Source organism: Proteus penneri (assembly GCF_022369495.1).
GTDB classification, from domain to species: Bacteria; Pseudomonadota; Gammaproteobacteria; order Enterobacterales; family Enterobacteriaceae; genus Proteus; species Proteus penneri.
On record NZ_CP059690.1, the window covers coordinates 3412292 to 3435519 of the forward strand.

The following is a 23228-nucleotide window of genomic DNA, read 5'->3' on the forward strand; positions in this document are numbered from 1 at the left end:
AGGTGTTACAAGTAATTAACAGCGATTGTTATCAATATTTTGAAAATTTATAATTTTTTTATGTTAAGAACGAGAACTAATGCACAAAACTAAAGAAAAATTATTGAATAAAAAAGGACGCAAAATAGCGTCCTTTTGATAAAACAGTCTTGCTAAATCGAATCAGTGTAATTCAGAATCATCTAACGCATTGATATTATTAATATCATTTTCAGTGAAGATGTAATGTGTTCCACAATATTCGCATTCCATATCAATATTTCCTTGTTCTTGCAACAGGTGGTTTACATCTTCTTTAGACAATGTTACTAATGTATTTTCACAGCGTTCACGCGAACAAGTGCAATGAAATTCAATAAGTTGAGGATCATAAAGAGTGACATCTTCTTCGTGATATAAACGATGTAAAATCTCTTTAGTTTCTAGCGTAAATAGCTCTTCAGCTTTGATGGTGTGTGTTAACTGTGTGAGCAGTTCAAAATGTTCCGCTGTATGTTCTGCTGTGAACTCTTCTGAAGCAGGCAATACTTGTAATAACATCCCCGCTGCAGCTGGCTTGCCCGCTTGCATACCACTACGAATAAATACTCGTGTAGGTAACTGTTCTGACTGCTTAAAGTAGTTATCAATACATGCTTCAATAGTTTCACCATCAAGAGCAACAATACCTTGATAACGCTCACCTTTTTCTGGCGTCACCGTGATGACCATAAAACCATTCCCGATCATCTCTTTTAAGCTACTACCTGCTTTAACATCATCCCCAATACGTGCAACACCACGCATTTGTTGATTGTTATTTCCATTGATCACAGCTAATCGCACAGGACCATCACCTTGTATTTGAACTGTAATATCACCTTCAAATTTAAGCGTAGCTGTTAACAAACTGGTTGCCACCAGCAAATCACCCAGAAGGTGTTGAACTGGCTCAGGATAATGGTGATTTTCAAGCATTGATTGATAGGTTTCAGTCACATTGACCAATTCACCACGTACCGCGTTTTTTTCGAATAAAAAACGTGATAAAGAGTCTTTTTTAGACATGATTTTCTCTCATTTCAGGGAATCGGTTAATCCGATTCTTGTAAATTTGTCTGTTTGAAGCGAAGTAAGGTGCGTCTTTCCTTTTTATCTGGGCGACGCTCAGGATGAGGCATTGTTAACGCATTCATTTTTCTTGCCAGAGCCATTTTTTCTCTTTTAGCAATACTCTCAGGTGTTTCACAATAAAGCGCTTGAGCTTGGGTAGCACCTTGTCGCTGTGAACTTACCATAAGAATGGTTACCGTCCGTTCATCATTACCTTGTCGTAGGCGTATTTCAGCGCCCTCTTCAACGATTTTACTTGGCTTACCTCTCACACCATTGTAGTGAACTTTGCCACCTTCAATCATTGTACGAGCGATAGCACGCGTTTTATAAAAACGTGCGGCCCAAAGCCATTTATCTAAACGGACGCCACTTTCTTGCGATGGTTGACTCATCCCTTTCTCCTTAACTTCAACTTCTTTATGAAGGCGATAGTGTAAACACATAGCCTTCCACAACAAGGGACTTACTGGGGAGGGCGATAAAAACAGTGCTCATAGTAGAGACTGATTTTATTCATGCGTTGGTTATTTTGTCGCCGACGCCGGATGATAAGAAATAGGTTCAATATTAAGAACCCAATAGCGATAAACAATAATAACGTATTACCGATGTAATATAACATCGTCATCGAATCTGGCAGGCTATGTAAAAATATCTGTAACGTACCATTCGCATCGACAACCATGCCCGTTATTACTCCACCCGTATCAAAAGGTGTATGTAATAAAATATCGGATAAACGTTGTAGTTCTCGCCACTGTTCTAACGGAGTAGGTTCAAACACGGAGTTTGAACTTGAAGCGTAATCAACAAGCTGTTTTCTTTCATCACTGATTAATAGCACACCACCTGGTGGCGGACTATTTAACAGTATTGCGGCTTTATCTATTTCTCGGTAGATAAAAGAAGATGTGGTGGTGTCGATAAGCTTTTCCAAGGCCTCAGCACTCACTGCACGTAATAAAACATTAGTTCCAGTTAATTTACCACTTTCAGCTCGTTGAACCAATGCATCCCAATCATTGACATTACTTAAGTTAACTAGTGCCATTTTCAGGCGAATGCATTCATTTTCTCGTGGACATAAATCCTGAGTTTTCAACACAATACCATCAAAATTATCTAACAGGTTCATCCCTGACTTAGTAATCGCTTGGCCTAAACTTGGGTTAACTCGGTTATTAGAAACTGGATGTAATTGCTCTTCGACCATATGTAATAAAGCGGCAGCTTTTTCTATCGTGCTCGATTCAGGCATTGGCATTGGATTACTGTTATTCCAGTAAATCCCTGAGCAATCAAAAGGTGCAAAAATTGTTTTATTATTTTTACTTGATAAGTTAGGTGGCATGTAGCACATCCCAACCCCTTTCGCTTGGATAATATCCCCGACATGCAAATCAGTTGTTTCCAGCTCAGTAAAATTGGTGACTAAATGAGGTTTTGTATCTTTAAGCCATGAAAAACTGAGTTTCATTGAAAGAGACAGAGGTTGATAAAGATACAACATGCCAATAATAAACAGGCTCCAGAAAACGAAAATAATATTTTTAATATAGCGTTTATATGGATAATTTTTTTCTTCATCATGCAATGAAAGGTAGTTTCCTTGCTTTACAACATGATGATTTGGATACATTTCTAAATAAGTCACCTTATCAATATCGCTTTGAATATAAGGCTCCCAATGAGGCGGATAAACAAGATCAATCCCCCCCAAAGAAACATTCTTTACCTGCCCATGATCAAAATTGCCAAAAAGTCCCCAGCGCTTTAAGCGCCCTTTAAAACAGTGGATTTCTTGTTTACGTGGTTTGATCAGCGGGTTGTGGATCAAAAAAATACCCACAGCAAGAAAAGCACCACCAGTCGCTAAGATCCACGGAAGAAAAACTTGGGGCATCATTAAAGCAGTTAAACACAACGTGAACCCTATACAAATAAAAGAGCCATCCCAAAAACCAGATGAGTTATGTAATCGATATTCTTCGTTGGTTTCTTCTCGGATTTGCAATAAGTGAGCCGCATCACCTTCATTCTTTTGAATTGTTGATGAACCATTTGCCAATATAGGTTCAGAGCGCTGTTTTAAACTTAAAGCAGAAAAATGAATTTTTTCATCTTTTAAGAAATGCCCATTCACACCAACAACGATGGGGATCGAAGGGGTACAAACAACATCGAGAACGTTTTCTTGCTGAAGATAAGGAACAAGTAGCGGGGGAATATGGATTTCTACAGCATCAATATAATAACGCCAATGATTTAATCCTTCACTAGAGCCAGCAAAGCGATTGACGATATTTCTTAAAGTCGTAACGACTTCACCTTTAATCGGCATCTCGGGGAAGTTTTGTAATGAATAGCCAGAAGAGAAATCAGAGGTGCCAAAATAAGATAAATAATCACTAATAAGCCCATAGTCATCAGAAGTGAGCTTGCGATAAGTAGGTTTAGCGAGAGAGGGTAGATGATGTGAGCCATCAAGCCGCCTTCTTTTAAAGAATAGAAAGGCGGCCATTATAAATAGGCTTATCATCAAGATAGCCAATATAATGACTGATAGTCTCATTTTTTCCCCATACTTATACTGATGCTGCGTAGTAACAATAACAAATTTAAAACCCTGCCTAACATAAGGCAATTCCTATTCTTTTGTTCTATTTTTTATTTAAATACAATAGATTATATTTTTTTTGGCGCGTTATCATTTATTTATTTTATCAATTTTATATCCACTAACAACGCGATCTTCAGGTAAAATAGCGGATCAATAAATAATAATATTCTCAAAAAATCAATAAATAACTAGGTTTAGTTGCGGAGTGTACTCAATTTTCACTTAAAAGCTAAATCTAATTGTTAGATTTATTTTGTCATTAATGTGTTAAATTCAGGTTAATCTCTATTCTGCCAGGGGCTGTTATGAAAGAACTTAAAAAACCCAATATATTAAACATTGATAACATCGCCCGTTCTCGATTATTTCAGATCCAATCCGTTAATCTGGAGTTCAGTAACGGGGAAAAACGCATTTATGAACGCATGAAACCAGCGAACCGTGAAGCCGTGATGATTGTTCCGATCATTGATGACAACCTTATCCTTATTCGTGAATACGCTGTAGGTATCGAAAATTACGATTTTGGTTTTCCCAAAGGCGCAATTGATCCTGGTGAAAATGCCCTACAAGCCGCCAACCGTGAACTAAAAGAAGAAATTGGCTATGGTGCCCACTCATTAATAGAACTTGCAAAGCTTTCTATGGCGCCATCTTACTTTTCTAGCAAAATGAACATTGTCATTGCGCATAATCTTTATCCAGAGCAACTCAAAGGGGATGAGCCTGAGCCACTGATCCAAATACGTTGGCCTATTGCAAAAATGATGGACTTACTCGATCACCCCGATTTTACAGAAGCTCGTAGCGTCAGTGCTCTTTTCTTAGCCCACCGCTATCTATTACAAAATAAATAGATAATAAAAAACCGGACTTTAACATCCGGTTTTTATTTTCGATTAATTAGAATAACTCGTTAGATTCGCCATTATCCTCAAAAATCTGTGTTCCTACTTCATTTTTTGCTCTTTCTGTCGGTTGAGTACCTTCAATAAAATATTCTTTCATTGAAGGACCATCACCCGCTAGTTTCCCTGTTTTTCTATCAATTTGAACAGCCACAACACCTTGTGGCATTGGCATCATATTAACAGGTACACCATCTAGAGCCACTTTCATAAAGTCGTTCCAAATGGGTTGGGCTGTTTTAGCCCCCGCTTCGCCACCACTAGCGGCAGTTCGACCTAAACTACGACTACTGTCATCAAAACCAATCCAAGCTGTGGCAACAATATTGGCACCATATCCAGAAAACCATGCATCTTTAGAACTGTTGGTGGTTCCTGTCTTACCACCAATGTCTTGACGTTTAAGATCACGAACTGCACGCCAACCTGTACCAGACCATCCCGGTTCACCCACTAGGTTTGTTCTTAATGCATCATGCATTAAGAAAGCGAGTGGTGTGCTGATAACGTGTGGCGCATAAGGGCTTTCTTTTACAGTCTCAGCTAACGGTGCTTGTTCTAATTCAATTTCAGGCGTAGCAACTACTGGCTGAGATTTATTAGATTGAGCAACGTTTTCCATATAGTCATCAGATAGAGCGATAGAACGCATGGTATCACCATAAATAACCGGTATATCTGTACAGTCTGGGCATGCTACTTTTGGCTCTGCAGTAAACAGCACTTCACCTTCTGCATTTTCAATACGTTGGATATAGTAAGGTTCAATTAAATATCCACCATTCGCCATCACAGCAAAACCGCGTACCATTTGCATTGGTGTAAATGATGGTGATCCTAATGCTAAAGATTCTGTTCTATCGATATTTTGATTAGGGAAACCAAAACGTAATAGATAATCAGCAGCATAATCCACCCCCATTGCGCGCATTGCACGTACCATCACCACATTTTTAGACTGACCTAAACCTTGACGTAAACGAATAGGACCGGCATAAGTTGGCGGTGAGTTTTTAGGACGCCAATCGGTACCTGCGCCCGCATCCCAACGGCTAATCGGTAAATCATTAAGCAGCGTCGATAACGTCAATCCTTTATCTAATGCTGCCGCATATAAGAAAGGTTTAATGTTCGAACCAACTTGGCGTAAAGATTGAGAAACTCGGTTAAATTTACTGATCTCAAAATCAAAACCACCAACAAGCGCAATAATCGCACCATTAATAGGATCTAATGCAACAAATGCCGCATTTACTCCTGGAAGCTGTGCTAATACCCAATTATTTTCGTTATTTTGACGTACCCATATTTGCTCGCCCACATGTACAACGGCATCAACTTTTGTTGGTGTTGGGCCTTGCGAGGTGTCAGAAATAAATTTACGTGCCCAACGCACCGCTTTTAAATCTAGCGTAATATTCTCGCCCGTTTTTAAGATAACTTTGGCTTCTTTCGCATCAGCAGATAACACAACAGCAGGAATTAAAGGACCATAAGTTTGGATCCCTTTTAATTTTTTGTTGATAGCTTCGTTATCCCATGGCGTTTGCCCTTCACGCCATAGAACTTCTTGAGCACCACGGTAACCATGGCGCATATCATAGTCTATCACATTGTCACGCAAGGCTTTTTCTGCTGCTAATTGATCTTTACGAATAATGGTAGTGTAAATTTTATAGCCATCGGTATAAGCATTTTCACCATAGCGCTCATACATTTCCATTCTCACCATTTCTGTTAGATAAGGTGCAGAGAAATCAATTTGCGGTGCATGGTATTTAGCAACAATAGGCTCAGCTCTTGCACTTTCATATTGTGCACGAGTGATATAGTTCTCTTCATACATGCGCTGTAAAACGATATTACGACGTTTTAAAGCACGATCATAAGAATACAGTGGGTTAAGCGTAGATGGTGCTTTCGGTAAACCAGCAATCACTGCCATTTCATTTAAGCTAAGCTCATGAACACTTTTACCAAAATACACATAAGCCGCAGCACCCACACCATAAGCTCGATTACCTAGATAAATTTTATTTAAATACAGTGCTAAAATTTCATCTTTAGTGAGCTCTTTCTCAATGCGAATCGCCAAAAAGGCTTCTTTTATTTTCCGCATTAATTTCTTTTCAGGTGTTAAAAAGAAATTTCGAGCTAATTGTTGCGTAATGGTACTCGCGCCTTGAGAGGCTTGTCCTGATGTTAATGCCACTACAACAGCACGCGAGATCCCAATAGGGTCAATACCGTGGTGTTCACGAAAACGTGTATCTTCTGTTGCGATAAAGGCATTAATCAGTTGAGGAGGCATCTCCTCCAATGTTAGCGGTAAGCGACGTTTTTCGCCGTATTGCGCGATCAACTCTCCGTCTGCACTAAATACCTGCATAGGGGTTTGTAAACGAACATCTTTTAATGTCGCGACATCGGGTAACTGAGGCTCAACATACTTATACATACCATATATCGAGGCTGCTCCCAAAATTATGCAAGCAAAAACGAAGATGAAAAAATATTTTAAGAACTTCACCTTAAATTTCCCATGTAGTGTGAATTGGGCGGTTTATCAACAAACAGTGTGTAGTATAAAGGTAACGCCTCTTTGAAAATAGGCAATTACTCATCAATAGATATGGATATCTCTTATGGAAACACACAATTATCAGATTGGTATTGAAATTAACACTCATCATATCAATGCAATTTTGATATTTCAGCAGAATAAACAATGGAAAATCAGTACATTTTGGCAATTCCCTTTACCTCTTAATGACGATTTTAATGATATAAAATTAAGAAAAATCCTAATGAATTGGCGTAAAAATTTACCCTTTATTAATAATGTTACGCTTTCTCTACCAGATAGTTATGAAAGCTATCAAATTATCCCACTGCCTCATGCAATTTCCCTTACATCAGCAGCATGTTATCGATTAGCACAACTACGAGCCACATCTTACACACAAAATACGAAAATCCCTGTTAATTTTGATTATCGACAGAATAAGGATAAACTCGCCATTCATCTGTGCCATAAAACGATTTTAGATAAGTATATTGACTTATTCTCTCAAATAAATTTAACAATAACGGCGATTGATACCCCTGCATGTGCACTGCGTTATTTAGCAACTTACCTTGACCTATCACCCCAAGATCCACTTTTACACTGTAAAAACAAAACACTACTCTGGGTATCATCTGATGAAAATATGCCTCATTACGGTACTCTCGCCTATGAAAACCAACAAGAGCAACAAACTTGTATTTACCAGTTAGTAGAAAAATATCATTGGTCACTAAAACAGTGTTACTTAGCAGGCGATAACGAAGAATATTTTAGCCAGTTGATGCCTATTTGGCCCAATCGTTCCCACAGCTTATTTGAAACAACGTCAGATAAAGATCTCATTCCACTTGTTGCTTTGGGTTTAGCATTACGCCCTGAAGAGGTGTTATGTATCAAATAAATTATCTCCCTTGGCGCCACAATTTATTTAAACAAAAAGTATTGTTATGGCTTTATCAAACGCTATCATTGGTCACGATCACTTTCGTTGTATGTAGCTATTACACCTACCATTTGGCACAAAAACGAACACTCATAACAGCGCAACAGCACCAGACTCAACAACAAGAAGATTTATTACTAAAACAACTCGATATATATCAAAAACAGAAAAAACAGACACTTTTACGCTATCAACACTATTCACTCTATTATCAAAACTGGTTACGCTATTTACATTACATTCGCTTCTTTCGAGCTATCGAAACACATCTTCCCGCAACCGGTTGGATTAGCCACTATGATGAGGCAGATAATCAACGTTCACTGCATCTCACTCTTCCCAATACACAATCACTCTCTTTTATTACCAACCTTAAAAGCCACCCTGTTTTAGCCTCTTTAGCGTTGAATTATTTACAACAAAGCAAAACTGATCCGTCTTACACAGAAGTACATTTAAACGGAAAATTAGAAAAACAAGAGCAATGGAGTGAAGAAGATGGGGAACATCAATGAAAATAAATGCACAATGGTTGTTACTTATTGCGTTTTTACCTAAGTGGAAACTCACTTTACTAAGCTTAATTATACCTTTTATTACCCTGCTAGTTTATTACCTCTTTATCTACACGGACTATCAGCAAGAAATAACCCAACAACACGTAGAAATGGCTCAAAGACGAAAGCGAATAGATCATCATCAAAACACGTTAAACACAATGCCATCAATTAATTCACTAATCACACAACAAATAGATTATGACATTCCATTCAATAACTCACCGGTTAGTGAGCAATTACAACACTTACTGATGACTTATCATTTTATACCAGAAATTTGGGAAAGCACGCCCAACTCGTTATATAAACTCACATTTACTTTGTCTTATTCTCAGTTTTTAACACTGTTGGAATGCCTCAATCAAACAAGTTTAGCACTTATTTCTCTGAATATTTTTCCAATAGAAAACTATCTAATTTCAGTACAAATGAGCCTTATAGAACTAAGTTATCCTCACACAATACAGGATGATATATCATGAAAATAGGTATTTTAATCGCCATATTATCTATGACAACCACCATTTGGGCTCACACCCGAGATCCCTTTTTTCCTCAGAACATCAATAATGAAAAGATATCATCTACCTTTATTGAAGAACGAACATCAGCGACAGAGCAATCTGAAGAATTGCATCACCAACTTTATCCTTTAAATTATGCTGATGCTGAGAGACTAGGTGAGCAACTCACTAATCACACTATTCCATTACTGAGTCAGCAAGGGCGGGTTATTATTGATAGAGAAGCAAATAGTCTTTCAATTATTGATAATAGTAAAACACTGTCTGAAATAGAAGATTGGCTAAAACTACGAGACACCCCACAACAACAAGTTCACATCACAGCGCATATTGTCAGTAGCAGTCAGGATGCTTTAAATGAATTAGGCACTCAATGGGGGTTACAAGCATTAAAAACACAAACCGAAGCAACATCTACAACAGTATCTAATACGATTTCAGCAACCTCCTCACTTAATTCGGCGCTATCAACACCTTCACTCTCTGCATTATCACTCCATCAAAACACCAAAAATCCCCTTCACTATATTGCATTCAACATTGCCAGAATCAATGGACGCCTATTAGAGCTTGAATTAAGCGCGTTAGAACAAGAGAAACAATTATCTATTATTGCAAGTCCCCGGCTAACAACCGCTCATGAAAAAACAGCATCCATAAAACAAGGAACGGAGATCCCCTATGTCAGTCGAGATAATGAAATTACACAAGTTCAATTTAAAGAGGCTGTCTTGGGTATGGAAGTCACACCCATTATTCAAAGAAATAAAAAGATAAGGTTAATACTTAAAATTAGTCAAAACACACCGGGCATTGCACTTGTTCAAAGTGGAAGTGAACATCTGTCTATTGATAAACAAGAGATCAGCACAGAAGTGGCGATTCGTGATGGAGAAACCATTATGTTAGGAGGTATATTTCAGCAGAAACAGCAAGAACACACGGCAAAGATACCCTTCTTATCCTCGATTCCTTTACTTGGCGTACTTTTCAGTCATAAAAGAGATCAACACAGTCGTCATGAATTGGTTATTTTTATTACACCCAAATTAATCTAATTTTTTATGTGAAAAGTAATTTCATTATAAAATACAATTAATTACATGTTTTTTACTAAGATTAAATTGAGAGTTATTCATTGTTTTTTCTTATAATCTGTATTTATAGATTTGACGATGAGGACGATTTAGCTTACAAGGGTTAGCTAATTTGAGTGAGCCTGAAACATCACAATAAAAATACGGATACATTTTATGCACTTCCTCTATTCTTGGAGGTAGGGCTTTTTATATGTAATATTGATCGCTTGATGACGAAAAAGACAATATTATCAGATGCGGTTTTCCGACTAAATTGTGTTAGAATCTCCGCATTGCCAACAAAGATAATTACTTTTTAGTAGTTTTTGTTATGTACTGTGGGCAAAGGGATTTTTATCCTATGTTGTCACTTATGACAGCATGTGGTTATTTTATAGCGATCTACTGAAAGAACTCAGTCTTATTATGAGAGTAGATAACAAATGTTATCAGGCGTGAATTAGATAAACACTCATAAATTTCAGTTTAGGTCCCGTCGCTGAATGAATTTGGCGGGGCGGGTTATCATTAACGAATATCTTAGTAATACCAAAAACATGGCAGAGAAACGTAATATCTTTCTGGTTGGGCCTATGGGTGCCGGCAAAAGCACTATTGGTCGTCAGTTAGCTCAACAACTTAGTATGGAGTTTTATGATTCCGATCAGGAAATTGAGCGGCGTACAGGTGCGGATGTAGGTTGGGTATTTGATGTTGAAGGCGAAGAAGGCTTCCGTCAACGAGAAGAGAAAATAATCAACGAACTTACTGAAAAACAAGGCATTGTACTTGCAACAGGTGGTGGTTCGGTGAAATCGCGAGAAACCCGTAACAGACTATCTGCACGTGGTGTGGTTGTTTATTTAGAAACCAACATTGAAAAACAACTCGCTCGTACCCAACGTGATAAAAAACGTCCTTTATTGCAAGGTGTTGAACCTGTGCGTGATGTCTTAGAGACATTAGCTGAAGAACGTAATCCTCTTTATGAAGAGATTGCTGACATCACTATTCATACTGATGATCAGAGTGCAAAAATTGTAGCCAATCAAATAATTGAATTATTAGAACAAAACTAATACATTCAGCTATTTATAAGGTTAAGTAAAGACAATAAGAAGAAGGCCACTGTTATGGAAAAAATCACTGTCACATTAGGTGAAAGAAGCTATCCCATTACCATCGCTTCTGGCCTTTTTCATCAAGAAGATACCTTTTTACCATTAAAGTCAGGGCAGCAAGTGATGATCGTCACAAACGTGACGCTTGCTCCACTCTATTTAGAAAAGGTAACAGACACCTTAAAAAAACAAGGTGTTTTGGTTGATAGCGTAATTTTGCCTGATGGCGAACAATATAAATCGCTTGAGATCATGAATGATGTCTTTACTGCATTATTAGAAAAAAATCACAATCGAGATACAACACTTATCGCATTAGGCGGTGGTGTTATTGGTGATCTAACTGGTTTTGCTGCAGCAAGCTATCAACGTGGTGTTCGCTTTATCCAAGTACCAACAACACTATTGTCACAAGTCGATTCTTCTGTAGGTGGAAAAACCGCGGTTAATCATCCTCTTGGCAAAAATATGATTGGTGCGTTTTATCAGCCCGCTTCTGTGGTTATCGATCTCGATTGTCTTGCCACATTACCGCCCCGTGAACTTTCATCGGGTTTAGCTGAAGTTATTAAATATGGCATCATTTTAGATAAAGACTTTTTTATCTGGCTTGAAAATAATATTGATAAACTCTTAGCTCTTGATCCTAAAGCCATGGCATTTTGTATCCGTCGTTGCTGTGAGCTAAAAGCTGACGTTGTTGCCGCTGATGAAAAAGAAACAAGTGGTTTGCGCGCACTACTCAACCTTGGCCATACCTATGGACACGCCATTGAAGCGCATATGGGATATGGTGTTTGGTTGCATGGTGAAGCCGTTGCCGCAGGCATGGTAATGGCGGCAAGGACATCTCAAGCACTTGGTCAATTCACTGAAGAAGAGACTCAACGTGTTATTCAATTGCTTGAGAAAGCCAACCTCCCCGTCAATGGCCCTATTGAAATGACACCTGATGACTATTTACCTCATATGATGAGAGATAAAAAAGTATCTGGTGGCAAATTACACCTTGTTTTACCAAAAGGTATCGGTCAATCCGAATTACGTGCCGATATTACTCGCGAACAAGTCCACAAAGCGATAACATCTTGCATTAATGCAAATTAAGCACCCCATTACCTGACCAGAAATAAACCAGAATATTCATTTAAGGAAAATTCTGGTTAATATTGTCAAATGCAACGTTTCAGAAAAAGCGTTTCATCCTTATACTATGAGGTAATGGTTAAGCTGAATAGAATATTTTTCGCTTTTTGACGCTCTGACGGAGGGCATAATGGACGAGTTCAAACCTGATAATGAAACCAAGGGTAATAATTCACTCAAACCTGATACATCGGATAGGCCTGAACGTCGAACCAATCGACCTCGTAGCAATCCATTAAAAAATGCTCGATTCTCTGTATCCCGTCAACAGATGATGATTGGTGTCGGTGTTTTAGTCCTGATTCTGCTAATTATCGCAATAAGCTCAGCATTAAAATCACCAGAAACAACTGAACCAGCACCTTCAACCAATACAGAAAGAAATATCGATCTATCTCAACAACCGTCATCCGTTACACCTTCAGAAAATGGTCAGCCATCGACTCCTCAATCTATTTCTGGGCAAGAGATACAGCCAGCAACACCACCTTCACAAAACTTACCACCAATGATTGATTCACAAGGTCAACGTGTTGAGATCCCTGGAGATATCGTTGATTCTTTAAATCAACAACAAGCGGGCATCAATCAAGCGGCTAATCAGCAATTAAACGCACAACAACCAAAACCGGAACAACCTGTTACACAAGCCCCCGTCACCAAACCAGTACAACCCGTACAGAAACCGGCTGAAGTAAAAACACCACCGACAAAACCAGTAACACCACCAGCAACAACGCAACCTAAACCAGCAACAACTAAACCGGTTGTTTCAGGCTCATTATCTGCTGGCAATTTAAATTCTATTCCAGCTGCAAATTATACATTGCAATTAAGTGGCGCAAGTCGCCAAGATACCTTGGAAGCTTTCGCTAAAAAGAACCTAAATGGAAACTACGCTATCTATAAAACTCAGCGTAATGGTAACCCTTGGTATGTACTCATCTATGGTAACTATCGTAATATAAGCGAAGCTAAACAGGCTGTTTCTTCATTACCAGCACCGGTACAAGCGAAACAACCATGGGTTAGACCGATGAAACATGTTCATCAGGATCTAAAAAAATAATTAAGACGAGGTTCACCGCTGATATGCTGTCTGAAACAGAGTACAATCGGCGACTCTGAAACGATTGAGAAATTTGGACGGCATGAAAAAAAAACGCGCATTCCTAAAATGGGCTGGTGGTAAATATCCTTTGGTAGATGACATTAAACGTCATCTGCCTGAGGGTAATTGTTTAATTGAACCTTTTATGGGTGCTGGTTCTGTTTTTCTAAATACAGAATACGATTCATATATTCTTGCCGATATAAATAGTGATCTAATTCATCTCTATAACACGGTAAAGCAATATCCTGAAAAATTTATGAAGGATGCCCGCTTATTATTTACCCCTCAAATGAATATCGCAGAGGAATTTTATCAACTACGACAAGAGTTTAATCGCTCAACTGATCCTTATCAGCGTAGTGTCCTATTTCTCTATCTTAACCGTCATTGCTACAATGGGTTATGTCGTTATAATTCCAAAGGTGAATATAACGTCCCTTTTGGCCGTTACAAAAAACCTTATTTTCCTGAAATAGAGTTAATTTGGTTTTCTGAAAAAGCACAAAAAGCCGAATTTGTTTGCCAAAGCTATTCATCAACGATGACTAATGCAGAAAAAGGTGCTGTCGTTTATTGCGATCCGCCTTATGCGCCATTATCACCGACTGCAAATTTCACGTCATACCATACAAATAGCTTTAGTTTTCAAGAGCAAGAACATCTGGCTCAACTTGCCTCAATGCTGGCTTACGAGAGACAGATACCCGTGTTAATATCAAACCATGAGACTGCGTTGACAAAAACGTGGTATGTGAACGCAAAAGAGCTACACAGTGTGAAAGTCCGAAGAACAATCAGTAGCAACACACTTGGTCGTAGCAAAGTGAACGAATTACTTGCCTTATATAAATAATCGTTAACACTTCCCGACAATGGGAGTGTTGTCTGGAGAATGCGATGAAAGATTTTCTGATTGCCCCTTCTATTTTATCTGCTGATTTTGCTCGCCTGGGTGAAGATACTGAAAAAGTACTCGCTGCAGGCGCTGATGTTGTCCACTTTGATGTTATGGATAACCACTATGTTCCTAATCTGACCTTTGGTGCGCCAATTTGTAAGGCATTGCGCAACTACGGTATTACAGCCCCCATTGATGTTCACCTAATGGTAAAGCCCGTTGATCGCATCATCCCTGATTTTGCAGAAGCAGGCGCAACTTATATTTCATTTCATGCAGAAGCCAGTGACCACGTTGACCGTACCATTCAATTAATCAAAGATTGTGGTTGTAAAGCGGGCTTAGTGCTTAATCCAGCAACCCCATTAAACTATCTCGACTATGTTATGGATAAATTAGATCTTATCCTGCTGATGTCTGTTAACCCTGGTTTTGGTGGCCAATCATTTATTCCTAACACTCTCGATAAATTACGCCAAGTTCGTAAGATGATTGATGATGGTGGTTATGACATTCGTTTAGAAATAGATGGCGGTGTCAAAGTCGATAATATTGCTGAAATTGCCCAAGCGGGTGCAGATATGTTTGTTGCTGGTTCGGCTATTTTCAATCAGCCTGACTATAAACATGTTATCGACAATATGCGCCGTGAATTAAAAAAGGTATCGTAATGACAGATAAAAAACTCAAAGGTATCCGTGCTATCGCCTTTGATCTCGATGGCACACTCACCGACAGCGCTGTAGGGCTTACAGAAGCAACGGATTACGCATTAAAAGCAAAAGGCTTTCCTCCTGCTGGAAAACATAACGTCACTATTTGGGTGGGTAATGGCGTTGATATGCTACTTACGCGTGCTTTGCATAATGCTGGCGTTGAGGATGTCACTGAAACCTTATTAAAAGAAATGCGTGATCTTTTTGATGAACATTATGCAACTTCCGTCAAAACAGGCAGTGATTTATTCCCACACGTTAAAGAAACCCTTGAAGTATTAGCTTCACATAATATTCCATTAGGTATCGTCACCAATAAACCGTCACCATTTATCGCTCCACTATTACAACAACTGGAAATTGATAAGTATTTCTCCTTGGTGCTAGGAGGAGACGATGTTAAAGAAAAAAAACCGCATCCAGCACCATTATATTTAACAATGGGTACATTTGGTGTTAAAAAGGAAGAACTCCTTTTTGTTGGGGATTCTCGCAACGATATTATTGCAGCACAAGAGGCACAATGCCCTTGCGTAGGTTTAACCTATGGCTATAACTACGGCGTATCTATTGCAGACAGCAAACCTGATTTTACTCTCGATAATTTTGCTGATTTGCTCTCTATCCTCGATATCACGCCAATGACAACTGTGGAACAGAATTAAAATGACGACATCAGTAGAAAAAACGGCACAAAAGCCAATTGTATTCAGTGGTGCACAACCTTCTGGTGAATTAACTATCGGAAATTATATGGGTGCGCTACGTCAATGGGTACAAATGCAAGATGACTATGATTGTATTTACTGTATCGTTGACCAACACGCTATTACAGTACGCCAAGATCCTAAAGAGCTAAGAAAAAGAACCTTAGATACACTCGCTCTGTACCTTGCTTGCGGTATTGATCCAGAAAAAAGCACTATTTTTGTTCAGTCACATGTTCCACAACATGCACAATTAAGCTGGGCACTTAACTGCTATACCTATTTTGGTGAATTGAGCCGAATGACTCAATTTAAAGATAAGTCAGCGCGTCATGCTGAAAATATCAATGCAGGGTTGTTCGATTATCCTGTATTAATGGCAGCCGATATTCTGATTTATCAAACAAACCAAGTCCCTGTTGGTATCGATCAAAAACAACATCTTGAATTAAGCCGTGATATTGCTCAGCGCTTTAACGCTATTTATGGCGATATCTTCACTGTACCCGATCCTTTTATTCCAAAAGGTGGTGCGCGTGTGATGGCATTACAAGATCCAACTAAAAAAATGTCTAAGTCTGATGATAACCGTAATAACGTTATCGCATTGCTTGAAGATCCTAAATCAGCAGCTAAAAAGATCAAACGTGCAATGACAGACTCAGAAGAGCCACCTCGTGTTATTTACGATCTTGAAAATAAAGCGGGTGTATCTAACTTATTAGATATTTTAGCGGGTGTAACAGGTAAAACTATTCCTGAATTAGAAGCTGAATTTGAAGACAAAATGTACGGTCATCTAAAAGGTGCTGTCGCAGATGCGGTCTCTGAAATGCTAACCGACATTCAAGAACGATTTAACACATTCCGTAATGATGAAGCATTACTTAATAAAATAATGAAAGAAGGTGCAGATAAAGCTAAAGCTCGCGCTCAAGCAACCTTAGACAAGGTTTATGACGCAATCGGGTTTATTGCTCATCCGTAATTTCCTTTTAATACATAAAAAACACCTCTCTTATTTTGAACTGACCCCAGTTCATTTTTAGAGAGGTGTTTCTTTTTATTCCTTAAACAAGCGTCGATTAAAACTTTCAATAGTTTGATTTTGCAATCTTAACTGCATAGTCTTGCTCCAACTCGCAGATAATCCTGCGGCACTTAATAACCGACGATAAAGTTCTTCATCAAAAGGCATATGAAAAGCAATTGAAATCGCCTCTTTCACAGAAACATCACTGTTTCTTGAAACCAAAATAAGAGGATGATGGCTACCGGTTTCTCCTGTACTCACAACTCGGTATAACCAACCACAATAACCACTATCTTGCATAATTTGCGAAAAATTACTGACGTCTGTCACCGTGTTAAGTTTATAGCAAGGAGAGCGAGGCTGAGTAACTTGAATTAATGTGGTTCCCCATTGATAAATATCACCAATAAAAACATTTTCTTCTGTCATGCCTGTTGTTGAGATATTTTCACCAAATGCAGGAGCATGAAAAAAATCCGTCAATTGTGGGAATTGCTCAGCCCAATAAAGATAGTGTTCTTTAGGATAGTGACAAAGTGCGCGATCAGGGCCACCGTGAAAACTCTTTTCAGCTTGCTCATCTCCTTCTAATCCCAACGAAGTGAGTTTGATATGACCGTCCACCAGCCTTTTGGTGATCGCACTGGTAAATCCATTAGACGTTGTTGTGATGCTGCCGATAAAAACACTAGGAAAATAACGCATGGCTCACTACCTAAACAGAAAACAATGCCCCATAGTAAAGAGAGTGTTCAAAAGAAACAATGCCGACATATGTCGGCATTGAAAATATAAAAAGAAAGGAAGCTATTTACTCAATTATGCTTTACTTTGAAAACGTTTTTGCGCTTCATCCCAGTTAACAACGGACCAAAACGCTTTAATATAATCAGGGCGACGATTTTGATATTTCAAGTAGTAAGCATGCTCCCACACATCTAACCCTATAATTGGGTAACCAGATGCGCCAGCTAACTCTTCACCCATCAATGGGCTATCTTGGTTTGCTGTAGAAACTACCGCAAGTTTGCCATCGTCTTTTAATACCAGCCAAGCCCAACCAGAACCGAAACGGCTAGCTGCTGCTTTTTCAAATAACTCTTTAAAAGCCTCAACGCTACCAAAATCGCGCTCAATCGCCTCTTTTAGTGAACCTTGTAATTGAGTACCTAGCTTCAGCCCTTTCCAGAATAATGAATGGTTAGAGTGACCACCTGCGTTATTACGTAAGAATGTACGTTGATCAGCAGGTACTTTATGAAGGTTTTTAACTAATTCATCAATTTCTAAACCAGCAAGCTCAGGTAATTTTTCTAATGCTGTATTGGTATTATTCACATAAGTTTGATGATGCTTAGTGTGGTGAATTTCCATTGTACGCTCATCAAAATGAGGTTCTAACGCATCATAAGCATAAGGCAGTGCAGGTAATGTATAGCTCATATTAATCTCCAGTGCTGTTTTATCTTGGATCACACCATGTGATTTATCTTTTCATTTCATTATAGTGAAAAAAACGTTAATGAAAATCATTATCATATCCATGTTGTTATTGTGGTTTTTTTATCCAGCACGGTTAAATTAATTTTCATAGTATATTATTTTAATTATAAAGCCTTCTATTAAACAATAATCCTATTAAACGAGAAAATAGTAGATTAATCATTCATCACTAGCTTTCGCACTATTTGAACATTCCATAAAAAGCATTTCCATTAATTCGTGATCTTCTGCGCAAAAAAGAAACAATCTTTATCTCCCCTCTTTTGTTAACGACTTTTTGACATAGTATTAACAATAGTGAGGAGAACTATTATGACAAAAATAAACCAACATCATATTCCTGCAAGCATTGCAGAACACGCCCTGATCAATAAAGAGCAATACCAAAAAGACTATGAATTATCTATCAAAAACCCCGAGGCCTTTTGGGCAGATAAGGGGAAAATCGTTGACTGGATAAAGCCATATACTGTGGTAAAAAATACATCCTTTGACCCAGGCCATGTACGCATTCGCTGGTTTGAAGATGGACAACTAAACATCAGCCAAAACTGCCTTGATCGCCATCTTAAAACACGAGGTGATCAAGTCGCCATTATTTGGGAAGGTGATTCACCTAATGAGTCAAAAAAAATTACTTACCGACAACTTCACCACGATGTTTGCCAATTCGCTAACGTATTAAAAAACTTAGGTATTAAAAAAGGCGATGTCGTGGCGATTTATATGCCTATGGTGCCAGAAGCCGCAGTCGCTATGCTTGCTTGTACTCGTATTGGTGCTATCCATTCTGTTATTTTTGGTGGTTTCTCCCCTGAAGCGGTTGCTGGCCGGATCATAGACTCAAAAGCTAAATTAGTCATTACAGCTGATGAGGGATTACGAGCGGGTCGCGCTATTCCTTTAAAGAAAAATGTTGATGATGCATTAAACCACGCCGATATTCCGCCGATTAATCACGTAGTGGTATTTCGCCGCACAGGACATACCGAACAATGGATTGATGGACGTGATGTTTGGTGGGATGAAATCATCCAAGATGTCAGTACAGAATGTGAAGTCGAAGTTATGGATGCAGAAGATCCTCTCTTTATTCTGTATACCTCAGGTTCAACAGGTAAACCTAAAGGTGTACTGCACACTACAGGGGGCTATCTCGTTTATGCTTCAATGACCTTTAAATACACCTTTGATTATCATGAAGGCGATATTTATTGGTGTACCGCTGATGTGGGTTGGGTAACAGGCCATAGCTACTTACTGTATGGCCCACTATCAAATGGTGCGACTACAGTTATGTTTGAAGGTGTTCCTAATTACCCATCAGTTAACCGTATGGCTCAAATCGTTGATAAGCACCAAATCAACATTCTGTACACAGCCCCTACCGCAATTCGTGCGCTAATGGCTGAAGGCGATAAAGCGATTGAAGATACTCAACGTACCTCTCTACGGATCCTTGGCTCTGTAGGTGAACCTATTAATCCGGAAGCCTGGGAATGGTTCTATCAGAAAATGGGACGTAGCCAATGCCCGATTGTTGATACATGGTGGCAAACAGAAACGGGTGGTTTCATGATAACCCCACTACCGGGTGCTATGAATTTAAAACCAGGTTCAGCAACACGTCCATTCTTCGGCGTTCAACCTGCCATTGTCGATAATATGGGAGAAGTACAGCAAGGGGCTTGTGAAGGCAACTTAGTGATTACTGATTCTTGGCCGGGTCAAGCAAGAACACTTTTTGGTGATCACGATCGTTTTGAACAAACTTACTTCTCAACCTTTAAAGGTATGTATTTCTCTGGTGATGGAGCGCGCCGAGATGAAGATGGTGACTATTGGATAACAGGACGTGTTGATGATGTCTTGAATATTTCAGGTCACCGTTTAGGAACAGCAGAGATTGAATCTGCTCTTGTTGCACATCCTAAAATTGCAGAAGCCGCAGTAGTGGGTATTCCTCACAATATTAAAGGACAAGCCATTTATGCTTATGTCACTTTAAATCACGGTGAAGAACCAACCCCTGAACTTTATACTGAAGTTCGCAACTGGGTACGTAAAGAAATTGGACCAATAGCGACACCAGATATCCTACATTGGACAGATTCCTTACCTAAAACACGATCAGGGAAAATTATGCGCCGAATCTTGCGCAAAATTGCCTCTGGTGACACAACTAACCTCGGAGATACCTCAACACTCGCTGATCCGGGTGTTGTAGAGAAACTGTTAGAAGAAAAACAGTCTCTATCACTCACCGCTTAATACACAACAAAATAGCTGTCATTTAAAAAACGTAATACGACAAAGCAAAGACATGAAAATGTCTTTGCTGGGCGCTCTTACCTAAAAATCATGAAATGCAGGGGATTGAAGCCTCTAAATCAAGTGATAAACCAAACAATTATATAGAGGAGAACTCTGATGAATGCCAATATTTATCAAGAGATAGAAAACAACCCTCGCTTTAAAGAACTGGTTAATAAACGTAGTCGTTTTTCATGGACACTTTCAATTATTACGCTCGTTATGTATGTCTCGTTTATCTTACTTATTGCATTCTATCCACAGTGGTTAGGTACACCACTATATGAAGGAAGCTACATTACACGAGGTATTCCTATTGGTATTGGCTTAATTATTGCCTCATTTCTATTAACAGGTATTTACGTAATCAAAGCTAATACTGAATTTGACAAACTTACCGCTGAAGTTATTGAAGAGGTAGAAAAATGAGAAATTTACTCTATGCAATAAGCTTATTTTTCCTTTCTTCAACAGTGGCTTATGCTGCTGCAATAACAGAAGGAGGTGAAAAACAACCGATGAATATTCAGGCTATTATTATGTTTCTGATATTTGTCGGATTAACGCTTTATATTACTTATTGGGCCTCTAAACGTACTCGTTCACGTTCAGATTACTATACAGCTGGAGGAAAAATTACTGGCTTTCAAAATGGGATGGCAATTGCCGGTGATTTTATGTCTGCCGCATCCTTTTTAGGGATCTCCGCTCTGGTTTATACCTCGGGTTATGATGGACTTATCTATTCAATTGGATTTCTAATTGGTTGGCCTATCATTCTTTTTATCATTGCTGAACGCTTACGTAATTTAGGACGTTATACCTTTGCGGATGTTGTCTCGTATCGCTTAAGCCCTAAACCTGTAAGAACTCTCTCTGCTATTGGATCACTGGTTGTCGTTGCCCTTTATCTAATTGCACAAATGGTGGGTGCCGGAAAATTAATCGAACTCCTTTTCGGTTTAAACTACCATATTGCCGTTGTGCTTGTTGGTATTCTAATGGTGCTATATGTTTTATTTGGAGGCATGTTAGCCACCACTTGGGTTCAAATCATTAAAGCTATTTTATTACTTGCAGGTGCAAGTTTTATGGCTGTTATGGTGATGAAAGCTGCCGATTTCAATTTCAATACCTTATTTAAAGAAGCCGTTAGTGTTCACTCAAAAGGGTTCTCTATCATGAGCCCTGGTGGATTGGTTTCCGATCCTATATCGGCTCTCTCTTTAGGTCTTGCTTTAATGTTTGGTACAGCGGGACTTCCTCATATCATCATGCGCTTCTTTACTGTTAGCGATGCAAAAGAAGCCCGTAAGAGTGTTTTCTATGCAACAGGTTTTATTGGTTATTTCTATATTCTTACTTTTATCATTGGTTTCGGCGCTATCTTACTCGTTAGCCCTAATCCTATGTTCAAAGATGCCACTGGCGCTTTAATTGGCGGAACCAATATGGCGGCCGTTCACTTAGCGGATGCAGTCGGCGGTAATTTCTTCTTAGGCTTTATTTCAGCTGTTGCCTTCGCCACTATTTTAGCCGTTGTTGCGGGACTAACTTTAGCGGGGGCTTCTGCGGTATCGCATGACCTCTACGCTAATGTAATTAAAAATGGCCATGCAGATGAAAGACAAGAGCTAAAAGTATCTAAAATTACTGTAGTTATCTTAGGTATCGTCGCTATCGGTTTAGGTATTTTATTTGAAAAGCAAAATATTGCCTTTATGGTGGGGTTAGCATTCTCAATTGCGGCAAGCTGTAACTTCCCAATCATATTGTTATCTATGTATTGGAAAGGACTTACAACACGAGGAGCCGTAGCGGGAGGATGGTCTGGTTTACTCGTTGCTGTCACGTTGATGATCTTAGGGCCAACAATTTGGGTTAGTATTTTAGGTCATGAAAAACCAATCTACCCTTATGAATATCCGGCATTATTTTCAATAATTATTGCTTTTATTATCTCATGGCTTTTCTCTATTACAGATAAATCATCTTTAGGTGAGCAAGAAAAAGCAAAATTCCAAGCACAGTTTATCCGTTCTCAAATTGGCTTGGGTATTGAGCAAGGTAAACAGCACTAACAGCTAGAAATAATGTAATCTTTCTTAATAAAAAGAGCCGCAAAGTGAATTCCAACTTTGGGGCTCTTCAATTCCAATCATTTTTATCAATTATCATAAAAACCGTGCTCCTATTTCTATCATTTACTTATTTATAATATTTTTAAGCTTTAACTACATATCTATACGATTATTTATATAACTTATTATCAACTACTCTACCGGTATAAAGAGAAAAATAAAATAAATTAAAATCAATTAATTACAAACAAAAAGTAAACATAATTTATTTGCCACATGACTTATTAATAAAGCTAAA

Annotated in this window: 21 protein-coding genes; 15 read left to right on the forward strand and 6 right to left on the reverse strand. The window is 38.7% G+C overall.

Annotation, left to right across the window (positions count from 1 at the left end):
* Positions 1-162: 162 nt before the first annotated feature.
* The 3 genes from hslO to umoB form a co-directional block, all read right to left on the reverse strand.
* Positions 163-1047 carry an Hsp33 family molecular chaperone HslO gene (gene hslO, locus H1225_RS15285; RefSeq protein WP_161723942.1) on the reverse strand — a complete coding sequence of 295 codons (885 nt, stop codon included), beginning with the start codon at positions 1045-1047 and terminating at the stop codon, positions 163-165.
* 26 nt (positions 1048-1073) lie between these two features.
* Positions 1074-1487, reverse strand: a complete 414-nt coding sequence (gene hslR / locus H1225_RS15290; RefSeq protein ID WP_072065031.1) for a ribosome-associated heat shock protein Hsp15 — start codon at positions 1485-1487, stop codon at positions 1074-1076.
* A gap of 71 nt (positions 1488-1558) precedes the next feature.
* Positions 1559-3667 (reverse strand): flagellar biogenesis regulator UmoB, encoded by a 2109-nt coding sequence (umoB, locus tag H1225_RS15295; RefSeq protein WP_072065032.1) that lies wholly within the window; start codon positions 3665-3667, stop codon positions 1559-1561.
* Between the two features lie 353 nt (positions 3668-4020).
* Here umoB and nudE point away from each other — a divergent pair, with 353 nt between their 5' ends.
* Entirely contained in the window at positions 4021-4572 is a 552-nt protein-coding gene (gene nudE / locus H1225_RS15300) for an ADP compounds hydrolase NudE (protein ID WP_006534397.1), read from the forward strand.
* A gap of 46 nt (positions 4573-4618) precedes the next feature.
* Here nudE and mrcA read toward each other — a convergent pair whose 3' ends face one another.
* Positions 4619-7153: a peptidoglycan glycosyltransferase/peptidoglycan DD-transpeptidase MrcA gene (mrcA, locus tag H1225_RS15305; RefSeq protein WP_072065033.1), complete on the reverse strand. Its 2535-nt coding sequence runs from the start codon at positions 7151-7153 to the stop codon at positions 4619-4621.
* A 115-nt stretch (positions 7154-7268) separates the two neighbouring features.
* Here mrcA and H1225_RS15310 point away from each other — a divergent pair, with 115 nt between their 5' ends.
* From H1225_RS15310 to trpS, 11 genes are all read left to right on the forward strand, one after another.
* Positions 7269-8093, forward strand: a complete 825-nt coding sequence (locus H1225_RS15310) for a hypothetical protein (protein WP_161706132.1) — start codon at positions 7269-7271, stop codon at positions 8091-8093.
* Positions 8081-8650, forward strand: coding sequence for a fimbrial assembly protein (locus tag H1225_RS15315; protein WP_161670840.1), 570 nt, complete (start codon positions 8081-8083; stop codon positions 8648-8650). The genes H1225_RS15310 and H1225_RS15315 overlap by 13 nt, the downstream gene beginning before the upstream one ends.
* Positions 8647-9177 carry a hypothetical protein gene (locus H1225_RS15320; protein ID WP_006534389.1) on the forward strand — a complete coding sequence of 177 codons (531 nt, stop codon included), beginning with the start codon at positions 8647-8649 and terminating at the stop codon, positions 9175-9177. Before H1225_RS15315 ends, H1225_RS15320 begins: the two co-directional genes overlap by 4 nt.
* On the forward strand, positions 9174-10277 hold the full coding sequence (gene pilQ, locus H1225_RS15325) for a type IV pilus secretin PilQ (RefSeq protein ID WP_006534388.1): 1104 nt from the start codon (positions 9174-9176) through the stop codon (positions 10275-10277). Before H1225_RS15320 ends, pilQ begins: the two co-directional genes overlap by 4 nt.
* Before the next feature lie 578 nt (positions 10278-10855).
* Positions 10856-11377, forward strand: a complete 522-nt coding sequence (aroK, locus tag H1225_RS15330) for a shikimate kinase AroK (protein WP_036914409.1) — start codon at positions 10856-10858, stop codon at positions 11375-11377.
* 54 nt (positions 11378-11431) lie between these two features.
* Entirely contained in the window at positions 11432-12526 is a 1095-nt protein-coding gene (aroB, locus tag H1225_RS15335; protein WP_072065037.1) for a 3-dehydroquinate synthase, read from the forward strand.
* Positions 12527-12695: 169 nt separating this feature from the next.
* Positions 12696-13634, forward strand: coding sequence for an SPOR domain-containing protein (locus tag H1225_RS15340; RefSeq protein WP_072065038.1), 939 nt, complete (start codon positions 12696-12698; stop codon positions 13632-13634).
* An 82-nt stretch (positions 13635-13716) separates the two neighbouring features.
* Positions 13717-14532 (forward strand): adenine-specific DNA-methyltransferase, encoded by an 816-nt coding sequence (gene dam, locus H1225_RS15345; RefSeq protein WP_072065039.1) that lies wholly within the window; start codon positions 13717-13719, stop codon positions 14530-14532.
* 44 nt (positions 14533-14576) lie between these two features.
* On the forward strand, positions 14577-15248 hold the full coding sequence (gene rpe, locus H1225_RS15350; protein WP_006534381.1) for a ribulose-phosphate 3-epimerase: 672 nt from the start codon (positions 14577-14579) through the stop codon (positions 15246-15248).
* The gene (locus H1225_RS15355) at positions 15248-15958 is read left to right on the forward strand and encodes a phosphoglycolate phosphatase (protein WP_072065040.1); all 711 of its coding nucleotides are present in this window, start codon (positions 15248-15250) and stop codon (positions 15956-15958) included. Before rpe ends, H1225_RS15355 begins: the two co-directional genes overlap by 1 nt.
* A gap of 1 nt (position 15959) precedes the next feature.
* Positions 15960-16988 (forward strand): tryptophan--tRNA ligase, encoded by a 1029-nt coding sequence (gene trpS, locus H1225_RS15360; protein WP_109848563.1) that lies wholly within the window; start codon positions 15960-15962, stop codon positions 16986-16988.
* A gap of 75 nt (positions 16989-17063) precedes the next feature.
* Here trpS and yiiM read toward each other — a convergent pair whose 3' ends face one another.
* Both yiiM and sodA read right to left on the reverse strand, forming a co-directional pair.
* The gene (gene yiiM / locus H1225_RS15365; protein ID WP_006534376.1) at positions 17064-17738 is read right to left on the reverse strand and encodes a 6-hydroxyaminopurine reductase; all 675 of its coding nucleotides are present in this window, start codon (positions 17736-17738) and stop codon (positions 17064-17066) included.
* A gap of 114 nt (positions 17739-17852) precedes the next feature.
* Positions 17853-18476 (reverse strand): superoxide dismutase [Mn], encoded by a 624-nt coding sequence (sodA, locus tag H1225_RS15370; protein ID WP_072065043.1) that lies wholly within the window; start codon positions 18474-18476, stop codon positions 17853-17855.
* Between the two features lie 372 nt (positions 18477-18848).
* Between sodA and acs the strand changes: the two genes are divergently transcribed.
* The 3 genes from acs to H1225_RS15385 all read left to right on the forward strand — a co-directional run bounded on the left by acs (position 18849) and on the right by H1225_RS15385 (position 22930).
* Positions 18849-20807 carry an acetate--CoA ligase gene (acs, locus tag H1225_RS15375; protein WP_109399447.1) on the forward strand — a complete coding sequence of 653 codons (1959 nt, stop codon included), beginning with the start codon at positions 18849-18851 and terminating at the stop codon, positions 20805-20807.
* 159 nt (positions 20808-20966) lie between these two features.
* Positions 20967-21278, forward strand: a complete 312-nt coding sequence (locus tag H1225_RS15380; protein WP_006534371.1) for a DUF485 domain-containing protein — start codon at positions 20967-20969, stop codon at positions 21276-21278.
* The gene (locus H1225_RS15385) at positions 21275-22930 is read left to right on the forward strand and encodes a cation acetate symporter (RefSeq protein ID WP_109848566.1); all 1656 of its coding nucleotides are present in this window, start codon (positions 21275-21277) and stop codon (positions 22928-22930) included. Before H1225_RS15380 ends, H1225_RS15385 begins: the two co-directional genes overlap by 4 nt.
* Positions 22931-23228: the final 298 nt, after the last annotated feature.

Coding starts and splice junctions, on each gene's coding strand:
- hslO (WP_161723942.1), bottom strand. CDS start 1,047: ATGTCTAAAAAAGACTCTTTATCACGTTTTTTATTCGAAAAAAACGCG.
- hslR (WP_072065031.1), bottom strand. CDS start 1,487: ATGAGTCAACCATCGCAAGAAAGTGGCGTCCGTTTAGATAAATGGCTT.
- umoB (WP_072065032.1), bottom strand. CDS start 3,667: ATGAGACTATCAGTCATTATATTGGCTATCTTGATGATAAGCCTATTT.
- nudE (WP_006534397.1), top strand. CDS start 4,021: ATGAAAGAACTTAAAAAACCCAATATATTAAACATTGATAACATCGCC.
- H1225_RS15310 (WP_161706132.1), top strand. CDS start 7,269: ATGGAAACACACAATTATCAGATTGGTATTGAAATTAACACTCATCAT.
- H1225_RS15315 (WP_161670840.1), top strand. CDS start 8,081: ATGTATCAAATAAATTATCTCCCTTGGCGCCACAATTTATTTAAACAA.
- H1225_RS15320 (WP_006534389.1), top strand. CDS start 8,647: ATGAAAATAAATGCACAATGGTTGTTACTTATTGCGTTTTTACCTAAG.
- pilQ (WP_006534388.1), top strand. CDS start 9,174: ATGAAAATAGGTATTTTAATCGCCATATTATCTATGACAACCACCATT.
- aroK (WP_036914409.1), top strand. CDS start 10,856: ATGGCAGAGAAACGTAATATCTTTCTGGTTGGGCCTATGGGTGCCGGC.
- aroB (WP_072065037.1), top strand. CDS start 11,432: ATGGAAAAAATCACTGTCACATTAGGTGAAAGAAGCTATCCCATTACC.
- H1225_RS15340 (WP_072065038.1), top strand. CDS start 12,696: ATGGACGAGTTCAAACCTGATAATGAAACCAAGGGTAATAATTCACTC.
- dam (WP_072065039.1), top strand. CDS start 13,717: ATGAAAAAAAAACGCGCATTCCTAAAATGGGCTGGTGGTAAATATCCT.
- rpe (WP_006534381.1), top strand. CDS start 14,577: ATGAAAGATTTTCTGATTGCCCCTTCTATTTTATCTGCTGATTTTGCT.
- H1225_RS15355 (WP_072065040.1), top strand. CDS start 15,248: ATGACAGATAAAAAACTCAAAGGTATCCGTGCTATCGCCTTTGATCTC.
- trpS (WP_109848563.1), top strand. CDS start 15,960: ATGACGACATCAGTAGAAAAAACGGCACAAAAGCCAATTGTATTCAGT.
- yiiM (WP_006534376.1), bottom strand. CDS start 17,738: ATGCGTTATTTTCCTAGTGTTTTTATCGGCAGCATCACAACAACGTCT.
- sodA (WP_072065043.1), bottom strand. CDS start 18,476: ATGAGCTATACATTACCTGCACTGCCTTATGCTTATGATGCGTTAGAA.
- acs (WP_109399447.1), top strand. CDS start 18,849: ATGACAAAAATAAACCAACATCATATTCCTGCAAGCATTGCAGAACAC.
- H1225_RS15380 (WP_006534371.1), top strand. CDS start 20,967: ATGAATGCCAATATTTATCAAGAGATAGAAAACAACCCTCGCTTTAAA.
- H1225_RS15385 (WP_109848566.1), top strand. CDS start 21,275: ATGAGAAATTTACTCTATGCAATAAGCTTATTTTTCCTTTCTTCAACA.